The following is a 19,993-nucleotide window of genomic DNA, read 5'->3' on the forward strand; positions in this document are numbered from 1 at the left end:
AATAATACCCTGTCCTCGTCGTTTAGGAAATCTGACCCCAAACCAGCAACCATTCCTATGCGGACCGCTATCAGGTTATTTTTCGGCATGCTCATGATCTTTTCCGTTCATGCCCATGCCCAGACAGACTCAACCCACCGAAAAAAGCACCTTACAGCCCGGCAAAAGCTGATCCCCAATACGATAAAGCTCGAATTGGTATACAAGGAAGCACTTGTTACCCAGTATAATTCCAACGGAGGCAGCAGGTCGTATAATGTATTTGTACCATTCGTCCGGGTCAATGACGCCAAGCCCGTGGAGATCGGCAAACACGCGGATTTTCTTCGCTCCTTTTACTCCAGGTGTAATGAGGCAGATCAGCAGATAGACCTGATGAATCAGCAAATGAGACGGGCCAGGCTTGATTTTTGGGGAGGCGTCGGCATCGGTTCGACCATTGCGTTCGCAGGCGTGTTTCGTGCCGGCAGTAACAATAATATGAGCTCTACCGAATTTTTTGCGCATTTTGTCGTGGGCGCACTGGTCATGGGCACGGGAGCCTTTTTCGCGCATTCCCATGCTAAGCGGGCGGATGAACATTTGCGGCTTTCCGTAGACACATATAATAGCCGATGTTATAAGCCACTGCCGTCAGACACTGCAAGACTGGCAAAGGGGGATGCCCCGGTCTTTCCAAGTCCGATGAAAATATACAGGGACACTACCCTGTACCGGGAGTTACGGAATGAACCTTCCCATTCCGGGCTGTTCGGGTTGAACGTTACACCTGTGGCTGTAAATGTAGCGTCGCTCAACCTGAACTTCAGTGGCGGACTCGGGTTCTTTTATACTTACGAAAGCAAATTCGGTATCAACGTCAATTACCAGCGGGCTTACCTGGATGATCTCACGGGGGACAACCGTGGCGATGGTCCCTCCGGAGATGCGGATAGTCATGGGAGCCCTGCGAATCGCACCAAATCCTCCCTGTTGGATATCCAAACGAAGTTTACCGCCGTATCCTGGGAAAAGGAGGGTTCTTATCGCCTGAAGATAGGAAATACGAAGATCGGCGCCATGCATGCCGAAGTGGTCGGGCGCGCGAAAGGCAAATACCTTAAAGCGATCACAGCCAGGCTGGGATACCAGGCTGATCACAGGCTGGTGGAGAGCTCCAGTGGCATCGCCTATAATAATGCAACACCTGTTTACAATTATAATTTCGAAGGGCAGGTGTACCCCCTGACTCCGGATAACCTGGTGACATCTTCTTCCATGATAAGATCGGGTATTATCACAGCCGGCATCGGGTGGAGCTCATTCTATGACCTTAAGATCGAACTGCTGGATGACACCTACAAAGGGAGGAGAGAGCAGAAAGGGCAGGATGACCTCTTCCTGGACGTCATGTATGCGCACTCAATGACGGTGGAGGATATGATCTATTACCATGCGCTGGAACCCCGGACAGGCGAATATGAGCATCTGCCGCAGCGCCTGGACGTATCACGTACGCCCGTCAAAAAAATTGGCGCCCGTGTGGGATACCAGACAATTGCAATGTACGCACCACATTTTGGGGTGAGAAGCCAGCTGGAGTTAGGCATACGCCCCGGACCACAAACCTTGGACAATAAGACAGGGTTTTATTTTCAGGCCACCTTCGGACTGATATTCGGAGGAAGGGTCAGTCATCAATAAATTCAACCTATTCAAACATGAGACGCCAACTCGTCATAAAGCTCATTACAGTCGTCGCATTGCAAAACCTGTTATGGTCTTGCACGAAGAAGGACGATCATTGCAATCCATCTGTTAAACCCGTTGTCACAACGAACTCGCCGGTGCTGGCAGGTGACTCATTGAAATTGTCCGTTTCCGGTGTGGGCAACGTGTATATGTACAACTGGTATGGTCCCAATGGCTTCTCTTCCCATGATTCCGCGCCGGCACTGCCCGGCGTATCATCCGCCAGCAACGGCAGGTATTTTGTGGACGTTATAACCAAAGAAGGATGTATCTATTCTGCTACCACTGATTCTGTGCAGGTGGGCGCGCCGGTGTTGCCGTGCTCCCTGACTAACAATACAGCTGATATTTCGGGAGTGACGAACATGAGCTTCTACTATATCACAGGCGGCCCGGGCGGCGGCTCATATTTCCTCACGGCCAACGGCTCCCAGGGAGATGTACAATTTGAGTTCCCCGGCACCGGAGTGCCGCCGGTGGGCGTTTATTCAGCGCAAAGCTTAGGAGGATTCTGGGGACCGGGCTATGTTCGGGTCAACTTCACTGCTGCCAGCAGTATTTGGTATGGGGATCCGGGCACTGTTTATGTGGCTGTCTCGAATAATAAGATAACAGTCAGCTCCTGCAATATTCATTTATCTTCACCCACCTGGGGTATTAATACAACCGGAAGCTTCCAGATAACCCAGCAATAAACCTCCATCCCGCCAGGAATATAAGCGGCCCGTCCGTCGTGGATTATAAGCAATAAAAAAAGCCTATAAACAATCGCTTATAGGCTTTAATAAGTTAAACTGGATTATTCCGGCGTCTGCAGGAATTCTTCGAATTCCGGATTTTTGGGGTCTTCACCATAATCATTTGGACCCGTAGTCCCTGGAGTGCAGGCCAGGATGAGGCTGTAGATAGGGATCAGAATGAACCAACCGCTTTTGTTGACATCGTGCATCCTACGGACACCAACAGCAATGTTTGGGATCAAAGTGGCCAATGCCCAAATTACTTGAAGATATGCATTTCCCATTGCACCGCCGATGAAGCCAAGGACAAAGGAAATAATAATGTTGAATAAAAAAAAGTACCAATATTCGGAGCGTCTGGCTCTGCCGTTGAAAACTGCATACTTTTTAAATGCTGCAATAAAATAATTCATTAGGGGCTTTTTTTAGTTAATAAAGGATTCTATTCGTGCGAGCCAAAATAATAAGGAAATTTCATACTTCAAAGCTATAACAGTAATAATATTTAACTGATTTTCAGCTTCTTGTCTGTATTTTTAACAAATGAGACCTATTTCCCTTGCCACAAAACCCCATTACCCTATCCTGGATGGCCTGCGCGGTGTGGCCGCAATGCTGGTGGTGGTCTTTCATATTTTTGAAGCCCACTCCACCAGCCACCTGGATCAGATCATCAACCATGGATATCTCGCCGTCGACTTCTTCTTTCTGCTCTCAGGGTTTGTCATCGGCTATGCATATGATGATCGCTGGGGCAGCCTGACAATGGGAGGTTTTTTTAAGCGCCGCCTGGTAAGGCTTCAACCCATGGTGGTAATGGGTATGGTGATTGGAGCCATTGCTTTCTATTTTCAGGATTCTACCATATGGCCCGCCATTCACACCGTGCCCGTTTGGAAAATGCTTTTGATCATGCTGATCGGGTTTACGCTGATCCCGGTGCCCATATCCATGGATATTAGAGGTTGGCAGGAGATGCATCCGCTGGATGGCCCCGGATGGTCGCTGTTCTTTGAATACATCGCTAATATCCTGTACGCTCTTTTTGTCCGGAGATTTTCCAGGACGGCTTTGTCGATCCTCGTGATCCTGGCAGGGGCGGCGCTCGTCCATTACACCGTGACAGGCAACAACGGGGATGTCATTGGCGGTTGGTCTATTGACGCATTGCAGCTGCGCATTGGCTTTACACGTATGATGTATCCCTTTTTCGCCGGATTGCTGCTCTCCCGCACCGCGAAGCTGACCCGGATCAGCCATGCTTTCTTATGGTGTAGCCTGTTGCTGGTGATCGTCCTGGCAATGCCCAGGATAGGAGGAGAGAAGCATGTATGGATGAATGGACTGTATGAATCGCTGGTCATCATACTGGTGTTTCCACTGATCGTTTACCTGGGCGCAAGTGGTGAAATGACTGGCAAGGCCGGCGCCCGTGTGTGTAAATTTTTCGGAGATATTTCATATCCCATTTATATCACACATTATCCACTCATCTATATCTACACCGGATGGGTCAGCGATCATAAAGGCGTTGGGTTCCGCCATGCATTCCCTTACGCCCTGGCTACATTTGTGTCTGCCGTGGTGATCGCTTACGTCAGCCTGAAGCGCTATGACGAGCCCGTGAGACGTTGGCTGCAGGTTCGGTGGCTGCCCCGGCAATTGGCAAGGAAGAGGCCCGTTGGTAAAAAAGTGATGGAATGACCGCTGGAGCACTACGCCGCTTGGATTGCACGCCGGTAAAGGTCCCGGACAGACTGAAATGACGCTATGAACAAAGTAATTTGACGTTTTAAACAAACCTTGTTACGATGCACCCCTCTAATTTTGATGTATTAAATTCAATTGGAATGAAAGGGAAAATTCAGGCCAACTATAATGGTCTACTGCAAAAGCCCATCGGATCGGGATTTGGTTATCGGTCGACGGCAAGCGATATTATAGAAGGCATCGATCTTACAGGAAAAATAGCGTTAGTTACGGGTGGTCATGCAGGAATAGGCTTGGAAACGGTTAAGACCTTTGTCAGGGCGGGAGCAAAGGTGGTCGTGCCGGCACGGGATATACATAAGGCCGAAAAGAATCTGGCAGGACTTGAAAACGTACTTATCAGGCAGATGGATCTGATGGACCCGGGATCGATCGATCTGCTGGCGGTTGATTTCCTGGCGACCGGAGAGCCGTTGCATTTATTGATCAATAACGCAGGTATAATGTGGGTTCCCTTGCGCCGCGATAAACGAGGCTACGAATCTCAGCTTGCCACTAATCACTTAGGGCATTTTCATCTTACGGCCAGGCTTTGGCCCGCCTTGAAAAAAGCCCAGGGCGCAAGGGTAGTGAACGTCTCTTCTTACGGCCACCAGATGGCGCCGTTCAATTTCGAGGACCCGAATTTCCTGCACCGGGACTATGAAACTTTGCAGGGATACGGCCAGTCCAAAACAGCCAATAATCTCTTTGCGGTGGAGCTGGACCGGCGCGGTGCAAACTTTGGAATACGCGCTTTTAGTCTGCATCCGGGTTCCGTCTATGGGACAGAACTGGGGCGTGACGCGCCAGCAGGCTTATTTCAGCAAATGGGCCTGCAGGATGCCAATGGGGACATTTATCCCGAAGTGGCTGCAAAATTGAAGAATGTGGCGCAGGGTGCCGCGACCACGATCTGGTGCGCCACCAGCCCGCAGCTAAAAGACATCGGAGGCGTTTATTGTGAAAACGCGGACATCGCTGAATTAGATGAAGGGAGCATTGAACACAAATATGATGATCCAATGACCTTGCACGGCGTAAGATCCTATTCACTGGACGAAAGAAATGCAAAAAAGCTATGGGCTTTGAGCGAGCATATGACAGGCGTTTTATTGCCAGGGTAATTTTATTTTATATTTGTGTCACGATCGAATGGAATTCAAGAGCCAATATATTACCCCTGATATTAAGCTGTCAAACTACGATGGTAAGTTATTTAAGACAGAAGTAATGTTCGAGCAACATATACTGGTCTGGTTTATCTCGGGGGAAACAAAAATTGTGCAAAATGATGCCACCTACACTTTTGGGACAGGCGACATCTTCCTGATCCCCAGAAATCAATTGGCAACCATTATCAATTATCCCAAGGACGGGCAGCCACATAAGACGGTCGCCATGCATCTTACGAAAGAGCGGCTGAAAAATTACTACACCAGGCATAAAGCCGTCGGAAAGCCATCGCCTGGTCAAAAGCTGCGTAAATTCTCTAAACATCCTTTGCTGGAAAGCTGCCTGGCCTCACTCATCCCTTATTTCGATCTGTCCGAAGGCCTGCCCGAAAATATCGCTGATATAAAAATTGAAGAGGCTATCAGCGTTCTAAGAGCCATTGATAAGGATATGGATAGTTTACTTGCCAATTTCGAAGAACCCGGCAAAATTGATCTTACGGATTTTATGGAACGAAATTTTAAGTTCAATATGACAATGGAGAAGTTCTGCTATCTGACAGGACGGAGCCTGTCTACTTTTAGAAGGGATTTTAAAAAGATATATAAGAAGAACCCGCAGGCATGGCTGATGGAGCGACGATTGGAATTGGCCCATTATGAACTTTCAGAAAAGCACGGCAAACCCTCGGAGATATATTATGAAGTAGGATTTGAGAATTTATCACATTTCTCCTATGCTTTTAAAAAATATTTTGGATATTCCCCAAGTGAGCTGGTCAACCGTTGACAACTAGAATCCATCAACTTCGATGACCGCATCGGCAAACGCTTTTGGCGCTTCCTGCGGTACGTTGTGACCGATGCCTGGTAGGATCCGGTGCGAATATTTCCCCGAAAATTTCCCGGCATACGATTTCCCGTCCGCAGCTGCGCCATCGAAATCACTGGCAATGGTAATGGTTGGCACGGTGATGACAGGCATTTCGCTCAGCTTTTTTTCCAGATCGTCGTATTGTGGATCGCCTTTCGCCAGGCTGAGGCGCCAGCGGTAATTATGGATCACGATGGCAACATGATCAGGGTTATTGAACGCGGCCGCGATGCGCTCGAAAGTCGCATCATCGAACTTCCATGTTGGCGAGGCGATGGTCCAGATAAGCTTGGCAAAATCGTGGCGGTTGGCATCGTAGCCGAGACGGCCGCGCTCAGTGGCAAAATAATACTGGTACCACCATCCTAATTCAGCCTTTGGCGGCAATGGCTTTGCATTGGCTTCCAGGTTGACGATGATATACCCGCTCACGGCAACAAGGGCTTTGCAGCGTTCGGGCCAGAGTGCTGCAAGGATATCAGCCGTCCTTGCGCCCCAATCAAATCCGGCAATGATGGCTTTTTCGATCTTCAAGGCATCCATCAAGGCGATGGTATCGAGGGCAAGCGCGGCTTGTTGACCGTTCCGGAAGGTTTCAGGTGAAAGGAACCGGGTCGTGCCATAGCCGCGCAGGTAGGGGATGATCACCCTATAGCCCTTTGACGCCAGCAAGGGGGCAACATCAGCATAGCTGTGGATATCGTAGGGCCAGCCATGGAGAAGGATGACCACTGGACCGTTGGCCGGGCCGGCTTCGGCATAGCCGATATTCAATACGCCGGCATCGATCTGCTTCAGAGGACCGAACGACGGATCAGCGGCGGATTTGATGGTTGATGCGTCCCCGGGTTTGCCCGTTCCTGCTTGTGCGGCTACGGTGTCCAGGATGCCTAATTGTGCGCCGGTGAGTGTAATTGCCGCTGTGGCCGCCGTGCCGAGAAAGTGGCGTCGACTTTGATTTTCAAGATACATTTTAATGAATTTTAGGTGCTTGCAATTTTAGACCAGGCCCCACCAGGGCCTGGCGGTAAGTGATCAAACGATGATATTGGTCTCGACATCGACGTTGCCGCGTATAGCCTTGGAATAAGGGCAGGTCTTGTGCCCTGCGTCCACGAGGGCCTGGGCGGTCTCGCGGTCCAAACCCGGCAGGCTGACGTTAAGCCGCGCCTGGATCGAAAAATCCACCCCCGTCAGCAAAAGGTCTACTTCTGCGTCAATGGCCATGTTCTCCGGTAGTTCAACCTTCATTTTACGGGCCGCGATACCCATTGCTCCTTCAAAACAGGCAGACCAGCCGGCGGCAAATAATTGTTCAGGGTTGGTGCCGATCCCATCGGTGCCGGGTGTGGACAGCTTAATATCCAAATGACCATCCGAGCTTCGGGAGACGCCGTGTTCACGTCCGCCAGTCGTATGGGTCTTGGCCGTGTATAATACTTTTGTCTTAGACGTTGCATGCGCATGCGTGTGTTCCATTGCTTTAGTTTTTAAGATGATTATTATTTATTTAGCCGAAGGTGAAGTCAAAAACGGCTACTCCAGGGTCCGAAAACTCTATCTCGAATTCCCGGTCAGTGATGGGCGCAGGTTGCCGGATGACCTGGTACATCCGCTGTCCGGTCACCGTGCCGTTGCCCTCGCCGTCAACGTCGACTCCATGAGCCGCGCCCGGGGCCTTTCCGTCGATGAGCACACGATACCTCAAAGTAGTCCCCTGCACGGCCGGCCCCATGATGAGGTTGACATCGCGGGCGTGAAAGCGGTAAACAAGCCGCCCGTTGCCTTCATTCAACACATTACCTTCTCTTCCCATGGTCCAGTTGCCTGCAAGGGCCCATTGGTTGAGCCGCAATCTCGCAGGGACGGTATACACCTGACGCCGGTCTTCTTTGGCGCCGCCGGGAGATGCAAAATCCACGGTACGCTCATAACCCAGAAAATTTTCTGCAGATCCCAGCGTGCTCAGATCGGCGGCGGCTTCGGCGCCGCTAGCATCCACCGGCACCGGCTCATTGCTGACGCCCTTGACCCCGGCCTCGGCCAGCAACTGCTGGATCACCTTTTCCGACTGTTCGTAGCTGCCTTCGCCGAACTGGTGATGCCGGATCTGACCCTTTGCATCGACAAAATAAAGGGCCGGCCAGTATTCGTTCCGGAAAGCGTTCCATACCGCATAGTTATTGTCCATGGCGATGGGGAAGCCGATCTTCATGTCTTTCGCAGCCCACCGGACGTTGTCGACCTCTTTCTCGAAGGAGAACTCCGGGGTATGCACACCGATCACCACCAGTCCCTGATCTTTGTATTTTTCGGCCCAGGCCCGGACATAGGGAAGGGTGCGCCGCCAGTTGATACAGGTGTAAGTCCAGAACTCGACCAGGACGACCTTGCCTCGAAGGTCCGCTGTCGTCAAAGGTTTTGAATTCAGCCATTGGGTGGCGCCGCTGAAAGAAGGCAGCTTGTCTTTACCGGGCATTGCCCAGGCGATGCCGGCGAGTAATGCAGCGAGGGTCATATAGGTAAGTTTTTTTAACATGGCTCACTGATCTTATTTACTTTTTTCTTTCGGCGGTGATCCCTTTTTTACGAAGGTCCGAGACCAGTTCACCAGCATAACCCCAGTCATCCAGGTCGTATTCCTGGATGACCACAAAAGTGAGCTGGGGGTCCTTGTTGAGTGTATCGCTGATGAGATCGGTCACCCCCTTGATCAGGGTGGCCTTTTGTTCGCGGGTAGTGCCTTCGCGGGTAATCTCAATTTTGACGTATGGCATGGTAAAAGACTTTAAAAGTGATAAATGTTTCTTGAGATGCCCTGCTTAAGCCGCCTTGGCGGTCACGAGGACATGTAAGGTGAAGTCATTGAAAATGAGGGTATCGCCGAGATCTTTGAAGAAGTTCCCGCTGCGAAACCGCATGCCGTATTTAGTGCGGTCGACGATCAGCTTGGCGGAAGCCTGCAGTGTATCGCCATCAATCCCGCCTACTTCCGCATCGAATTCGATGGGATGGCTAATGCCTTTGATGGTTAGGTTCCCGGCTACATGATAAATACCATCGGATTCCTGCGACACGCTGGTGATCTCCAGGGTTGCCGTGGGATATTGCTCGATGCCGAAGAAATCCTCCGAAGCCAGGTGCCCGGCGAACTGGGCGTTGGTATTGAGGTCGGTGATATCCAGGATCCTGATGGAGGTCGTGTCGATGGTGAACTTACCACCGGTGAGCTTGCCATCATTGAATGTAAGAAGACCATCAGCAATGTTGACAGTACCATTGTGTGCACCGGTTACTTTTTTGCCGACCCATTCGATAGAGCTCTTGGCAGAGTCGATCTTAAAACTTTTCGTTTCCATTTTTTATGTTTTTTATTTTTTTTGTTTGATTGACGATTGGCAGGTCACCTGTTCGCAAGCCAGTGCAAAAAGGTGCTGGCTTTTTCTTTTGATACCACCATTTTTTCAGCGACGGGAATAATAAGCTTCACCAGGAGCTTTCGGGCAAAGTAATGCTCCACCTCTTTTACTGCATTGAAGTTGATCAGGTACTGACGGTTTAACCTGAAGAATTTCAGTTCGGGTAAAGTGTTCTGGATATATTCCAGTGAGTAGTTTACTATATATTCCTGCAGGTCGAAACATACAATGATCGAATATTCATTCTTCACATAGAAAAAAGCGATTGTATCGGTAGAGACAGTGAGATACCGGTTGTTCCTGAAGACAAGAAAGCTTTTTTTGCCCACCCGCGAAGTAGGCTTTGTCAGCTGGTCATCCGGATAGCTCCAGCTGTTGACTTGTAAAAAAGATTGTGCTTCCATCTTATTTATTTTTTATGGGTGATAAATTCCGCGGAGAGGGAGAGGTCCTTCCATTTTTTAATTTCTTCGCCCAGGGATGCGATCTTTTCGCTTGCCCTGTCAAAGGCGTTGGCGCCCAGCCAGAGGTGTAGGGGAGGGTCGGGGCTTTCCGCAATCCTTATGAACACGGCCGCGGCTTTTTCGGGGTCGCCGTCCTGCTTGCCGTCCGACGCGGCATAGCGGAGATGAGTGCTGGTGACGGATTGGTAGTCTGCTATCTGGCTTTCCACGGATACAAGGGAATTTTTCGTGAGAAAGCCGGTGCGGAAGCCTGAAGGACCTATGACGGTCACTTTGATCCCAAGCTCCTGGACATCCAGGGCCAGCACTTCAGAGAAGGCTATGACGGCGGACTTGGTAGCGGAGTAAATAGACCAGCCCGGGGCGCCGGCAAATCCGGCCACCGAGGAGATATTGATGATATGCCCGGACCGTTGCTTCCGCAGGTAGGGGAGGACGTATTTCGTTACGTTGATAGTGGCCAGCACATTGATCTCGAAGATAGCCCGGACCTCTTCTTCTTCCATTTCTTCTACTGTGCCTTCCATCCCGTACCCTGCATTGTTGACGACGACGTCGACGGCGCCAAAGGCGGCAATGGTTTGTTCTATTGAGTTGCGGATAGAGTCGGGGCTGGTAAGATCCACGCCCAGCGGAAGAAACTGGTCCGGACGGGTCGTGCCGGCAGACTTTTGCAGCCCGGTGGCGGACCTTGACGTGGCGGCTACACGATAGCCGGCGGCAAGCAGCTGTTTGACGAGGGACAGTCCCAATCCCTGGGACGCCCCGGTGACATACCAGACTTTATTGTTGGACATCGGATATCATTTTATTGACGATAAGCCATTTTTCATTGAATTTATGGAAGGACAGCAGCTCGAAGTAGAAAAAGTCGTACATCTTCACCTGCACCTTCGCCACCGCAATAGAGTTGACGATCTCGATAGCGATGATATCTCCGCTGAAAGGCTTGCCGGAGTCCTTCGGACTTTGACGATTTTTGACGCCTTCCAGGTATTGGGCCAGCGTCTTATAGTAAGGCTGCCCTTTGACGTCTCCAAAGAGCAAGGTGCCTTCATAGTAAATGCTCCCCAGCAGGGCGACATCTCCTTCATAAATACCCTTAAAATAGGCGTTGTTCAGGACTCCTGCGATCGCTGCGGAGTCAATGCTGTAATTTTTCATGTTCTTATAATTTTTTGCCGGCGAGATCTGTGCCGCCGTCGTTAGGGTGAGAAAGATGGATAATAATATAATAATGGCTTTCATGTTCAGACTTTTTACTTATTCATTCTGATTGACAACACAAAGTAACGACGGGAACGGGGAAGGATCGCGTGACCTGCATCACATTTAATAACAGCCGGCACAACTGTGATGTAGATCACTCATTAGATCCTTACAAATCTAAGGAAGGAGAATAGGGGAAGCAATTGACAAATGATGGCACCTGGGGTATCCTTCATCGGGAATGCACGCTTGCGGGAGACTATCTGGACAAAGGCGGCAGGATACCCTCCAACCTGTTTCTCATGTATTCAAGACGGGCCGGTAGCTTCAGTTGTGAGCCCAGTTCTTCCACCGTTTCATCCACAGTAAGACCGGGCTTATCTGATGCCAGCTCAAACAAGGCGCCTCCGGGCTCCCTGAAATAGAACGAAGAAAAATAAGTAACGTCGGTCTTAGGAGTTATACTGAGTCCTTGTGAAAGAAGCCTTCCACGAAAAATGGTCAGGGCCTCATCACTATTCACACGAAAAGAAACATGGTGCACAGTGCCGCCGGCTACATATCCGATGGGACCATCAGGCATTTCAACCAGGTCAATAATATTCGCATCCATAGCCGCATCAGTAACAAAACGGCTTTTGTTGCCTTTCCGCTGCGCGAGGGTATAGCCAAAAATGCCGGTGAGGATTTGCGCTGTTTGTGCTGTGTCCTGCACCATCAGCGATATACTATGGAGACCCTTTACAGCCATCGCTTCAGGCACTTCTCCCCCATGCCATCCCTGCCTTGCATCTTCTCTGCCGGGTACGACCAGGTTAAATTTCAGACCATCAGGATCGCTGCAGTGCAGGACTTCCTCTCCGAATCCCTCGTTTTTGTCGCCGGTCCTGGGATTGAATTGTTGAAGTCTTTCCTTCCATGCCTCCAGGCTGCCGGGCGGCACGGAAAAGCTGATCTCCGTGGCCATGCCCGTACCTTCATATCCGGGGCCAATATTTTCCCAGGGGAGGATACTAAGGATGGTGCCCGGATCGCCTGTCTTATTTCCATAGTACAGATGATATGCCCCCGGGTCATCCATATTCACCGTTTTCTTTACTAACCTGAGACCGAGCAATTTTGTGTAGAATTCATAGTTCCGTTGTACAGATGTTGCAATGGCGGTAATATGATGCAAGCCAGCTATTCTATAGTTCATAAAGTTTTTTTAGGATAAATCGACGGATCATGGAGGTGAATGGCAAAAAAATAGCTGTCAGGGATCAACTGGCAAAACTGAATTGCTGTGAAATTTCCTTTCTGAAATCAGAGAAACTGATGCCCGAAGCTTTTTTGAAGTATTTGCTGAAATGAGAAATATCGTCGAAGCCCAGGTCATAGGCAATTTCTTTCATGCTTGTCCGTACATAAGCCGCTTTACGTTTTGCTTCGAGGATAATGCGTTGCCGGATGTGAAAGCTTGCCGGAAATCCTGAAGCCCGTTTTACTATTTCATTTAAATAGTTGGGAGTCACCGAAAGGTCCTGCGCATAATCGGATACCATTTTTCTATTGATAAAGTCTTTTTCAAGAAGGCTGAAGAATCTTGAAGCAAGCCCTGATTGATGCAGATGGGAGAGTGTTGGCTGGGGTTCCTCCTGTAGCCTGTTCAGATATACCAGGAATATTTTCAGCAGTCCCCTCAGGATTTCAACTTTACCGGGGTAGGCATTTGAAAATTCCCTGATCATTTTTTCAGCCACCTCCAGCATTTCCAGGCTGTTCTCCACTTTTACGATGGAAAAAGGCGAGAGCGGATGAGAAAAGGAGGCGTATTGCAAAGGCTCTGTATGAACGCCTGCCATTGCCAGGAATTCAGGCGAAAAAGAAAGTGAATATCCGTCCGTCTCCCCCTCCGGCTCAAATTTCATTACCTGGCCAGGCTTTATACAATAAATGCAATTGCTGCTAATGGTGTGCGTATGCATGTCAACGCTTAAAGTGCCGGCACCTTCCTTTATCCAGATGATCCTGAACAATTCCTTGATAGCAGTTGCATTATTTTCTCCATTTTTTAGAGCCTGGATCTCAAAAGCGCTTGTGGAATGGTATTGTTTCAGCATAATGGATGTTTTGCCGGTAACAGTTCGATTAATATGCCACATTGGAGAGGGATCGAAAAAAATAATATCGGACAGTACAACAGTATGCTAATAAATGAGTTGGAAGAATTAACAAAAAGTTCCTCATTTCCTGTTTTGCGGGAAGGCTCCGAAAATTTCGGAGTATGAAGGCGTTGGCTCCGAAATTATCGGAGCGCCGGACATATTTTAGGAAAAATCCTCTTTTTTAATGCCCAGTTTTGCCAGCCGTGATTCCAATGTGGTAGGTTTTTGATTTAAAAGCTCTGCGGCTCCTCCTTTTCCCCTGATGCGGCCCTTGGTTTTTTGCAGGATGGAAGAAAGGTATTCCACCTCGGCTTGTTTTTGGATGTTCCTAATATCATCCAGCGATCTGATGGAGGGACTGGTATTTTCATTTTTACCAGGACTTGCATACATAATAGTCCTGCCGGGCAAGGGGCGCTTTAACGCCAATTCCGACCGCCCGTCATTCATGATGACGGCTTGTTCTATGATATTTTCCAGCTCCCGAATATTACCAGGCCAGTCATAAGCCTCCATTTCCTGCATCATACGGGGGCTTATACCATGATAAGATTTATTAAACCTTGAAAAGCACCTGGAAGCAAAGAATTCGGATAATTGTGCAAGGTCCTCTATTCGGTCGCGCAGTGGCGGCAGCGTGATAGGAAATACATTCAATCTGTAATACAGATCAAGGCGAAACCTTCCTTCCGCCACTTCTTTTTCCAGGTTTCTGTTGGTGGCGGCGATGATTCGGACATTTACCTTGATTGGTTGCCGGCCGCCTATTCGCTCAATTTCCTTTTCCTGCAATACCCTCAGTAATTTAACCTGCATTTCCAGGGGCATTTCCCCAATCTCGTCCAGGAATATGGTTCCGCCTTCAGCCAGTTCAAATTTTCCTATCCGCTTGTCCAGCGCACCTGTAAAAGAGCCTTTTTCGTGGCCAAATAATTCGGACTCTATTAAAGTGGCAGGCAATGCACCGCAGTTCACCTTCACAAATGACTTGTCTTTACAAAAAGAGTTCTGATGGATGCAATCGGCAATTCTCTCTTTGCCTGTGCCGCTTTCTCCTAATATCAATACAGATGTATCCAGGGGAGCTACCTGGGCCACTGCATCCAGCACATTCAAGAGGGTAACGCTGTTGCCTATTATACGATCAAATACGGGAGCGCTGGCTGGTCCTTTTGAAGAAATGCCTCCCTCGCTTTCTGTTTTTTTACCCGGCACTTCGATACTTAAGGTTGATACGCTGTCCAGGGCGATCGTCAGCAGCTGCTGCAGCCGGAAAAGCAAAGAGAGGTGTTCCTGGTTGTACGCATCGCTGCGACGGCTGTAAAAAGAAAAAACAAATATCCCCCCGTTGGCCGGCAGCACGGGTATCATAAGGTTGGATGCCAGCTGAAAAGTGTCGGCAAGGAGCTTTTTCATTGGGTTGAGCCCGCAAATACTTTGAAAGTCGGGGCCATTGTACCAGGTTGCCTTGTTATTGGAAGGAGAAGCTGCCAGTATCTTATGAAGCTCATCGGCTTTCAACCCGGTGATGGTCAGCAATTCATCGGTTCTTATCAGTTGGTATTCATCGAACCCGATACGCAAATAGCTGGTCCCGTAGTACAGCAGGTCATCAGCCCTTTTTATGGCAGCAATATAATCGAAGGGGATATATGGTTGAATAGCCCTGGCAACACGCATGAATTTAGTCTCCCAATCAGTCTGCTCTTCTATGATGTCGGTAAGCTGGTGATGCAGGTAATTCTCGCGCCTGATCCTGGACTCTACCCCATATTCCTGCCTGTAACGGGCTATGTCAAGCGTTACAAGCAGGTCTTTTTCACGATAGGGTTTTACCAGAAAGCCATAGGGCTCCGTAGCTTTTGCGGCTTCAAGTATTTGCTGATTTGAATTTGCCGAAAGGTATACAAATCCAATATTGCTTTCTTTCAATTCCTTTGCAAGGGCAATACCATCCAGTTTTCCTCTGAGCTGGATGTCCAATAAAGCAAGCGATGGTTTTTCCTTTTTGAGTATTTCCCTTGCCTCATTTACTGAAGCCGCAATGCCACAAACAATATAACCTGCTTTTTCCAATGTCAGCTGGAGATCATGGGCTACGACAAACTCATCTTCTACGATTAATATCTCTTTATTCATAAACAATTCCTAGATTGTCATTGATAGTTCATTTTCTGGGGCAGGCTTCATCACGGTACTAAGTGGGAACGCTATTTGTACGCATAATCCATTGTCTGATACGATATTTATCGTCCCTCCCAGCTGTCCCGTCAGACCCCGGATAAGGTTCATGCCAAATGAATACTTCTTTCCGGCGCCGGGGCCGGTGGGCAATCCAATCCCATTATCGCTGATGCTAAGCAGGATCCCGCTCCCGGCTACTTTTTTCATAACTACATCGATTGTTCCCCTTTGCCTGCCGGGGAAGGCATATTTGATCACATTGGTAATGGCTTCGTTGAGGATCAAACCCACCGGCACTGCCTGTGAAACATCCAGGTTAATTTCCTCCAGGTCCAGGTTGCACTGGATGTAACGGCCCGAATCATAACTTTCTCTCAGAAAACCCGTCAGTTCGCGAATATAGGATGGCATATTGATAAGTGCTACATTATCTGCCTGGTATAATTTCTGGTGTATTAATGACATGGCCTGCATGCGGTGCTGGCTCTCTTTAATGGCCGTAAGGGCATCGCTTTCCAGGTAAGCAGATTGGGTATTCAGCAGGCTCATCACGATCTGCATGTTGTTTTTAACACGGTGATGCACTTCCTTCAATAGCCACTCTTTTTCAACCAGCAGCTTTTCCTTCTGGTGAACGAGATGCTGTAAGGAAGTATTTTTATCATTTATTTCGCGCTGCTGCAGCTGAAGTTTCCTGTTCCCGCGTTGATTTGTCCGGTAACCATTGAACAACAATCCTACAATCACAAGCAACAATGCTATCAGGCTGAAAGTCAGATTCCTGACGACCCTTGTCCGTCGCAGCTGCTCCTGCTGTAGTTTCGCCTGGTTGGTAAGCAACAGGATGTTGCTTTCTTTTGAGGCGATTGCCTGGTCTTTTTTGATACTTTCATATTGGATCAGGAGCTGATTGATCTGCTGGCTGGTGGTCAGACGGAGTGAAGAATCACTGGCTTCTTTATACTGCTTATAATGTACAATGGCGGACACATAATCCCTCAAAGCAGAATCCGCTTTGAACCACCATAGGGAGTTTTCCACCAGGCCGGAGATAATATGATATCTTCTGCAGATACTATCATTGACTGGCAGATATTTATACATTTCATGATACTGCCCTGAGGCCAGGTAAAAGGGAATGACTGCCCTGTGCAGATTCCTGAGCAAAGGGACATCAGGACTATCGCTCGCCAGCCGGAGCAATTCCCTTACATAAGGTTCAGCCTTTTTATAATTGCCGGTGAGCAGGTATGCCTGTGTATACGTGGAATTATAAATTGCCTTATCCCGTATAGGTTCCTTGTCATATAAAAATTTGGCATGCTGAAGGAAAGTAAGCAGCTCCTGTTGTTTCTCCAGCCGTAACAAGGTATTCATTACATTGGGAACGATCACACGCGCACCCAATGTGTCTTTATTCCCGACAGCAATGGAAAAGGCATGGGTAAAGCAATGATCTGCTTCCTGGTATTGGGTCAGACGGTAATAAATGAGGCCAAGCCGGTTATAAATAGTGCTTAATTCACGGCTGTCTGCTTTTACGCTTTCAGCAGTTTGCAACGCCAGCAGTCCATATTTCAATGCCTGGTGGAAATCGCCCTCATTGAATAGAATATAGCCGATCAGGTCATATACACCCTCCACTTTGGGGTAATGCACTGACTGGAAAATATCCAGCGATTTATGCAGATCTTTCAGTGCAATACTATCTTTTTCATTTATCTGGTAAAAATCGCCCAGATGCTTTAACATAGTGGCCTGTTTCAGCTTGTTCCCTGCCTGCTCGTACAGTCGCTCCGCCTGCTCGGCATATTTCACCTTGATGACAAACTCGCTGTCTGAAAACAAATTGTAATAAAGCTGCAGTTCAAAATAGGCATCTCCCAGCCTTTCCTTCCGGCCATATTTTGCAAAAAGGGGGATAGCCCTTTCTATATAGCTTTTCCCCTTCTCCTTTTGATGGCTTTCCCGGTACACCTGCGAATACACATAAAAGCAGCGGGCTTGCCATACTGGCAAATTCAGCCTGTTGGATATATTCATTGCTTCGGTGGTAAAGAACAAAGCACTGTCGAGATCATGCTTTTCCTCTCCGGGCTTCAGCACATAAACAAGCGCTGCTTCAAGCAATAGATCGATACGTGCTGTATCGGCGTTGCTTTTTTGCAGAAGAGTGCTCAATTCGTCAATGGAATGGATGGGTTCGTCCTGGGCTTTTAATGGTTGGACTGAGAACAATAATAGTACACAGGCAACTAAAAAAACTCTCACCATAACTTGTGTATAAGGCGGTTTTTTAAGCAAGGAATGGCAAACTTGTTAGCGATGCTGCTGCCTTCAGAGAGTAAGGTTCATTGCCCGAATGTAATAGCAGGTCGGTCGATGACAAAGATAGGGATTCATAATTATATGATCCGGGGGGCTTTGGGCATCCGGCGCAAGGCTGCCTATCCCGTGCATTGTCGCCAATTATTTGATTTTTACAAATAATGGATTGATTGCCACAAACAGCAGCCCTGTTTTGCCCGCTATCTTTGTGGTATAAAAACAATCCACGATGGAACAGAAAAATAAGATAGCTCTCGTCACTGGCGGTAGCCGCGGGCTGGGTAAAGACATGGCTTTGCGTCTCGCAGAAAAAGGAATAGATGTCATCCTCACCTACAATAACCAGGTGCAGGATGCAGAGGGCGTAGCAGGGCAGATCCGGCAAGGGGGGCAAAAAGCCGCCAGCCTCCGCCTCAATACGGGTGATTTAAAGAGTTTTGGCGCTTTTACCACACAGCTGCAGGATGTTTTGCACACAACCTTTCATGCTACCCATTTAGATTATCTTGTCAACAACGCGGGCATCGCCGGATATACGCCTATAGCTGATGTAAGCGAAGAGCAGTTTGACGAGCTGCTGAACGTCCATTTTAAAGGCGTTTACTTCCTGACGCAAAAAATGCTGCCGCTTATCAACGATGGCGGTGGCATCGTTAACATATCTTCCGGCCTCACTCGTGTCTCAGTGCCCGGTTCCTCGGCTTATGCCTCCATGAAGGGCGCAATAGAGGTTTTCACGCGCTACCTGGCCAGGGAATTGGGTGCACGGAGTATAAGGGCGAACACCATAGCTCCCGGAGCCATCATGACGGATTTTGGGGGAGGTCATCTTAGGAACGATGAACAGCTAAAAAAAGTGGTAAGTAATATGACGGCGCTGGGCAGACCGGGTGTGGCTGAAGATATCGGCAGTGTGGTCGCTTTCTTATGCACGGAAGAGGCGCGTTGGGTGAATGGACAGCGAATAGAGGTATCTGGCGGAATGCAATTGTAATTTTAGCGCTACCTTTGAATTTTACAAGCCCAATGCCTGATCATTCTTCCCTTAATGACTTTTACAAAAGAAGTGCCGCCCCGCTGCCCGAAGGCATCGAAAAGGAAATAGGGCATTTTAATGTTTTCGAGACTGAAAAGCTGTTCGACAAGGCCTCGGGTAGCCGGACAATGCCTTATAGCCGGAGGAAATATTATAAGATAAGCTGGATACGGGGCAAAAGCAGGGTAGAATATGCGGATAAGGTTATCGATGTTCAGCAGCAGGCTTTGCTATTTGCAACGCCCCAGATCCCTTATCACTGGCTGCCGGCAGATGGGAACCAGACAGGTATGTTCTGCATTTTTACCCCCGATTTCCTTTCGCCGGGAAGGTCCGGCGTCATCCTGGAGGACATGCCCATATTCCAGCCGGGTAGCTTACCCGTGTTCCAGCTCGCTCCGCAGGAGGTGACAGAGGTTGAATATATCTTCAGGAAAATGCACAAAGAGCTTGCGGCGGATTATAAATTCAAGTACGACCTGCTGCGCAATCTTGTATTGGAGCTGATCCATTATGGACAAAAGCTCCAGCCTATGTCAGCGCTCAGCACTGCCCAGAATGCTTCGCAGCGCATATCTTCTTTGTTCATCGAGCTGCTGGAGCGGCAGTTCCCCCTTGAGTCTGCTCATCAAAGACTAAGCTTACGCACGCCAAAGGAATATGCTGACCGGCTTGCAGTTCACGTCAATCATCTCAACAAAGTATTAAAAGAAGTGACTGGCAGCACTACCACGGAGATCATCAGCAAAAGAATGATACAGGAAGCCAAAATACTGCTCAGGCAAACAGATTGGAGCGTAGCAGACATTGCCTATACATTGGGATTTGATGATCTGGCAAATTTTTCCAATTATTTTAAAAAACAGACTTCCCTGGCCCCCTTGGCATTCCGGTCCTGATTGTGCAGCAAAATTCATATATTGACAGGTTTAAAGTC

The 19,993-nt window shown here is 48.7% G+C and carries 20 protein-coding genes; 7 read left to right on the plus strand and 13 right to left on the minus strand.

What is annotated here, in order from left to right; all coding sequences use genetic code 11:
• Nucleotides 1-57: 57 nt before the first annotated feature.
• Together Q4E93_RS03130 and Q4E93_RS03135 are read left to right on the plus strand one after the other, a co-directional pair.
• Nucleotides 58-1,683: a hypothetical protein gene (locus Q4E93_RS03130; protein WP_303582633.1), complete on the plus strand. Its 1,626-nt coding sequence runs from the start codon at nt 58-60 to the stop codon at nt 1,681-1,683.
• A 17-nt stretch (nt 1,684-1,700) separates the two neighbouring features.
• Nucleotides 1,701-2,426, plus strand: coding sequence for a hypothetical protein (locus tag Q4E93_RS03135; protein ID WP_303582634.1), 726 nt, complete (start codon nt 1,701-1,703; stop codon nt 2,424-2,426).
• A 104-nt stretch (nt 2,427-2,530) separates the two neighbouring features.
• Here the strand turns inward: Q4E93_RS03135 and Q4E93_RS03140 are convergent, their stop codons facing one another.
• Nucleotides 2,531-2,884: a DUF805 domain-containing protein gene (locus tag Q4E93_RS03140; protein ID WP_303582635.1), complete on the minus strand. Its 354-nt coding sequence runs from the start codon at nt 2,882-2,884 to the stop codon at nt 2,531-2,533.
• Between the two features lie 130 nt (nt 2,885-3,014).
• On the opposite strand from Q4E93_RS03140, the gene Q4E93_RS03145 reads away from it, so the two are divergent.
• The 3 genes from Q4E93_RS03145 to Q4E93_RS03155 all read left to right on the plus strand — a co-directional run bounded on the left by Q4E93_RS03145 (nt 3,015) and on the right by Q4E93_RS03155 (nt 6,185).
• Nucleotides 3,015-4,175 (plus strand): acyltransferase family protein, encoded by a 1,161-nt coding sequence (locus Q4E93_RS03145; RefSeq protein WP_303582636.1) that lies wholly within the window; start codon nt 3,015-3,017, stop codon nt 4,173-4,175.
• Between the two features lie 146 nt (nt 4,176-4,321).
• Nucleotides 4,322-5,347, plus strand: coding sequence for an SDR family NAD(P)-dependent oxidoreductase (locus Q4E93_RS03150; RefSeq protein WP_303582637.1), 1,026 nt, complete (start codon nt 4,322-4,324; stop codon nt 5,345-5,347).
• 28 nt (nt 5,348-5,375) lie between these two features.
• On the plus strand, nt 5,376-6,185 hold the full coding sequence (locus Q4E93_RS03155) for a helix-turn-helix domain-containing protein (protein ID WP_303582638.1): 810 nt from the start codon (nt 5,376-5,378) through the stop codon (nt 6,183-6,185).
• Between the two features lie 3 nt (nt 6,186-6,188).
• Here the strand turns inward: Q4E93_RS03155 and Q4E93_RS03160 are convergent, their stop codons facing one another.
• From Q4E93_RS03160 to Q4E93_RS03215, 12 genes are all read right to left on the minus strand, one after another.
• Nucleotides 6,189-7,241, minus strand: coding sequence for an alpha/beta fold hydrolase (locus Q4E93_RS03160; RefSeq protein ID WP_303582639.1), 1,053 nt, complete (start codon nt 7,239-7,241; stop codon nt 6,189-6,191).
• Between the two features lie 63 nt (nt 7,242-7,304).
• Nucleotides 7,305-7,748, minus strand: coding sequence for an organic hydroperoxide resistance protein (locus Q4E93_RS03165; RefSeq protein WP_303582640.1), 444 nt, complete (start codon nt 7,746-7,748; stop codon nt 7,305-7,307).
• A 31-nt stretch (nt 7,749-7,779) separates the two neighbouring features.
• Complete coding sequence (locus Q4E93_RS03170; RefSeq protein WP_303582641.1) at nt 7,780-8,787, minus strand: thioredoxin family protein; 1,008 nt, start codon at nt 8,785-8,787, stop codon at nt 7,780-7,782.
• Between the two features lie 37 nt (nt 8,788-8,824).
• Nucleotides 8,825-9,046 (minus strand): tautomerase family protein, encoded by a 222-nt coding sequence (locus tag Q4E93_RS03175; RefSeq protein WP_303582642.1) that lies wholly within the window; start codon nt 9,044-9,046, stop codon nt 8,825-8,827.
• 45 nt (nt 9,047-9,091) lie between these two features.
• The gene (locus Q4E93_RS03180; RefSeq protein ID WP_303582643.1) at nt 9,092-9,628 is read right to left on the minus strand and encodes a YceI family protein; all 537 of its coding nucleotides are present in this window, start codon (nt 9,626-9,628) and stop codon (nt 9,092-9,094) included.
• Between the two features lie 44 nt (nt 9,629-9,672).
• Nucleotides 9,673-10,092, minus strand: a complete 420-nt coding sequence (locus tag Q4E93_RS03185; RefSeq protein WP_303582644.1) for a LytR/AlgR family response regulator transcription factor — start codon at nt 10,090-10,092, stop codon at nt 9,673-9,675.
• 5 nt (nt 10,093-10,097) lie between these two features.
• Entirely contained in the window at nt 10,098-10,949 is an 852-nt protein-coding gene (locus Q4E93_RS03190; RefSeq protein WP_303582645.1) for an SDR family NAD(P)-dependent oxidoreductase, read from the minus strand.
• Nucleotides 10,936-11,400: a nuclear transport factor 2 family protein gene (locus Q4E93_RS03195; protein ID WP_303582646.1), complete on the minus strand. Its 465-nt coding sequence runs from the start codon at nt 11,398-11,400 to the stop codon at nt 10,936-10,938. Before Q4E93_RS03195 ends, Q4E93_RS03190 begins: the two co-directional genes overlap by 14 nt.
• Nucleotides 11,401-11,620: 220 nt before the next feature.
• The gene (locus tag Q4E93_RS03200; protein ID WP_303582647.1) at nt 11,621-12,559 is read right to left on the minus strand and encodes a VOC family protein; all 939 of its coding nucleotides are present in this window, start codon (nt 12,557-12,559) and stop codon (nt 11,621-11,623) included.
• A gap of 64 nt (nt 12,560-12,623) precedes the next feature.
• Nucleotides 12,624-13,463, minus strand: a complete 840-nt coding sequence (locus tag Q4E93_RS03205; protein WP_303582648.1) for an AraC family transcriptional regulator — start codon at nt 13,461-13,463, stop codon at nt 12,624-12,626.
• Between the two features lie 207 nt (nt 13,464-13,670).
• Nucleotides 13,671-15,647, minus strand: coding sequence for a sigma 54-interacting response regulator (locus Q4E93_RS03210; protein WP_303582649.1), 1,977 nt, complete (start codon nt 15,645-15,647; stop codon nt 13,671-13,673).
• A gap of 9 nt (nt 15,648-15,656) precedes the next feature.
• Complete coding sequence (locus Q4E93_RS03215) at nt 15,657-17,966, minus strand: tetratricopeptide repeat-containing sensor histidine kinase (RefSeq protein ID WP_303582650.1); 2,310 nt, start codon at nt 17,964-17,966, stop codon at nt 15,657-15,659.
• 283 nt (nt 17,967-18,249) lie between these two features.
• Between Q4E93_RS03215 and Q4E93_RS03220 the strand changes: the two genes are divergently transcribed.
• Together Q4E93_RS03220 and Q4E93_RS03225 are read left to right on the plus strand one after the other, a co-directional pair.
• The gene (locus Q4E93_RS03220; RefSeq protein WP_303582651.1) at nt 18,250-19,014 is read left to right on the plus strand and encodes an SDR family NAD(P)-dependent oxidoreductase; all 765 of its coding nucleotides are present in this window, start codon (nt 18,250-18,252) and stop codon (nt 19,012-19,014) included.
• Nucleotides 19,015-19,046: 32 nt separating this feature from the next.
• Nucleotides 19,047-19,955 carry a helix-turn-helix domain-containing protein gene (locus Q4E93_RS03225; protein WP_303582652.1) on the plus strand — a complete coding sequence of 303 codons (909 nt, stop codon included), beginning with the start codon at nt 19,047-19,049 and terminating at the stop codon, nt 19,953-19,955.
• Nucleotides 19,956-19,993 lie beyond the last annotated feature (38 nt).

Source organism: Flavitalea plasmicola, from assembly GCF_030546645.1.
GTDB lineage: Bacteria > Bacteroidota > Bacteroidia > Chitinophagales > Chitinophagaceae > Puia.

Bases quoted from the DNA above. Each gene is read 5' to 3' on its own strand.
- Q4E93_RS03130 (WP_303582633.1), top strand. From the start codon at position 58: ATGCGGACCGCTATCAGGTTATTTTTCGGCATGCTCATGATCTTTTCC.
- Q4E93_RS03135 (WP_303582634.1), top strand. From the start codon at position 1,701: ATGAGACGCCAACTCGTCATAAAGCTCATTACAGTCGTCGCATTGCAA.
- Q4E93_RS03140 (WP_303582635.1), bottom strand. From the start codon at position 2,884: ATGAATTATTTTATTGCAGCATTTAAAAAGTATGCAGTTTTCAACGGC.
- Q4E93_RS03145 (WP_303582636.1), top strand. From the start codon at position 3,015: ATGAGACCTATTTCCCTTGCCACAAAACCCCATTACCCTATCCTGGAT.
- Q4E93_RS03150 (WP_303582637.1), top strand. From the start codon at position 4,322: ATGAAAGGGAAAATTCAGGCCAACTATAATGGTCTACTGCAAAAGCCC.
- Q4E93_RS03155 (WP_303582638.1), top strand. From the start codon at position 5,376: ATGGAATTCAAGAGCCAATATATTACCCCTGATATTAAGCTGTCAAAC.
- Q4E93_RS03160 (WP_303582639.1), bottom strand. From the start codon at position 7,241: ATGTATCTTGAAAATCAAAGTCGACGCCACTTTCTCGGCACGGCGGCC.
- Q4E93_RS03165 (WP_303582640.1), bottom strand. From the start codon at position 7,748: ATGGAACACACGCATGCGCATGCAACGTCTAAGACAAAAGTATTATAC.
- Q4E93_RS03170 (WP_303582641.1), bottom strand. From the start codon at position 8,787: ATGACCCTCGCTGCATTACTCGCCGGCATCGCCTGGGCAATGCCCGGT.
- Q4E93_RS03175 (WP_303582642.1), bottom strand. From the start codon at position 9,046: ATGCCATACGTCAAAATTGAGATTACCCGCGAAGGCACTACCCGCGAA.
- Q4E93_RS03180 (WP_303582643.1), bottom strand. From the start codon at position 9,628: ATGGAAACGAAAAGTTTTAAGATCGACTCTGCCAAGAGCTCTATCGAA.
- Q4E93_RS03185 (WP_303582644.1), bottom strand. From the start codon at position 10,092: ATGGAAGCACAATCTTTTTTACAAGTCAACAGCTGGAGCTATCCGGAT.
- Q4E93_RS03190 (WP_303582645.1), bottom strand. From the start codon at position 10,949: ATGTCCAACAATAAAGTCTGGTATGTCACCGGGGCGTCCCAGGGATTG.
- Q4E93_RS03195 (WP_303582646.1), bottom strand. From the start codon at position 11,400: ATGAAAGCCATTATTATATTATTATCCATCTTTCTCACCCTAACGACG.
- Q4E93_RS03200 (WP_303582647.1), bottom strand. From the start codon at position 12,559: ATGAACTATAGAATAGCTGGCTTGCATCATATTACCGCCATTGCAACA.
- Q4E93_RS03205 (WP_303582648.1), bottom strand. From the start codon at position 13,463: ATGCTGAAACAATACCATTCCACAAGCGCTTTTGAGATCCAGGCTCTA.
- Q4E93_RS03210 (WP_303582649.1), bottom strand. From the start codon at position 15,647: ATGAATAAAGAGATATTAATCGTAGAAGATGAGTTTGTCGTAGCCCAT.
- Q4E93_RS03215 (WP_303582650.1), bottom strand. From the start codon at position 17,966: ATGGTGAGAGTTTTTTTAGTTGCCTGTGTACTATTATTGTTCTCAGTC.
- Q4E93_RS03220 (WP_303582651.1), top strand. From the start codon at position 18,250: ATGGAACAGAAAAATAAGATAGCTCTCGTCACTGGCGGTAGCCGCGGG.
- Q4E93_RS03225 (WP_303582652.1), top strand. From the start codon at position 19,047: ATGCCTGATCATTCTTCCCTTAATGACTTTTACAAAAGAAGTGCCGCC.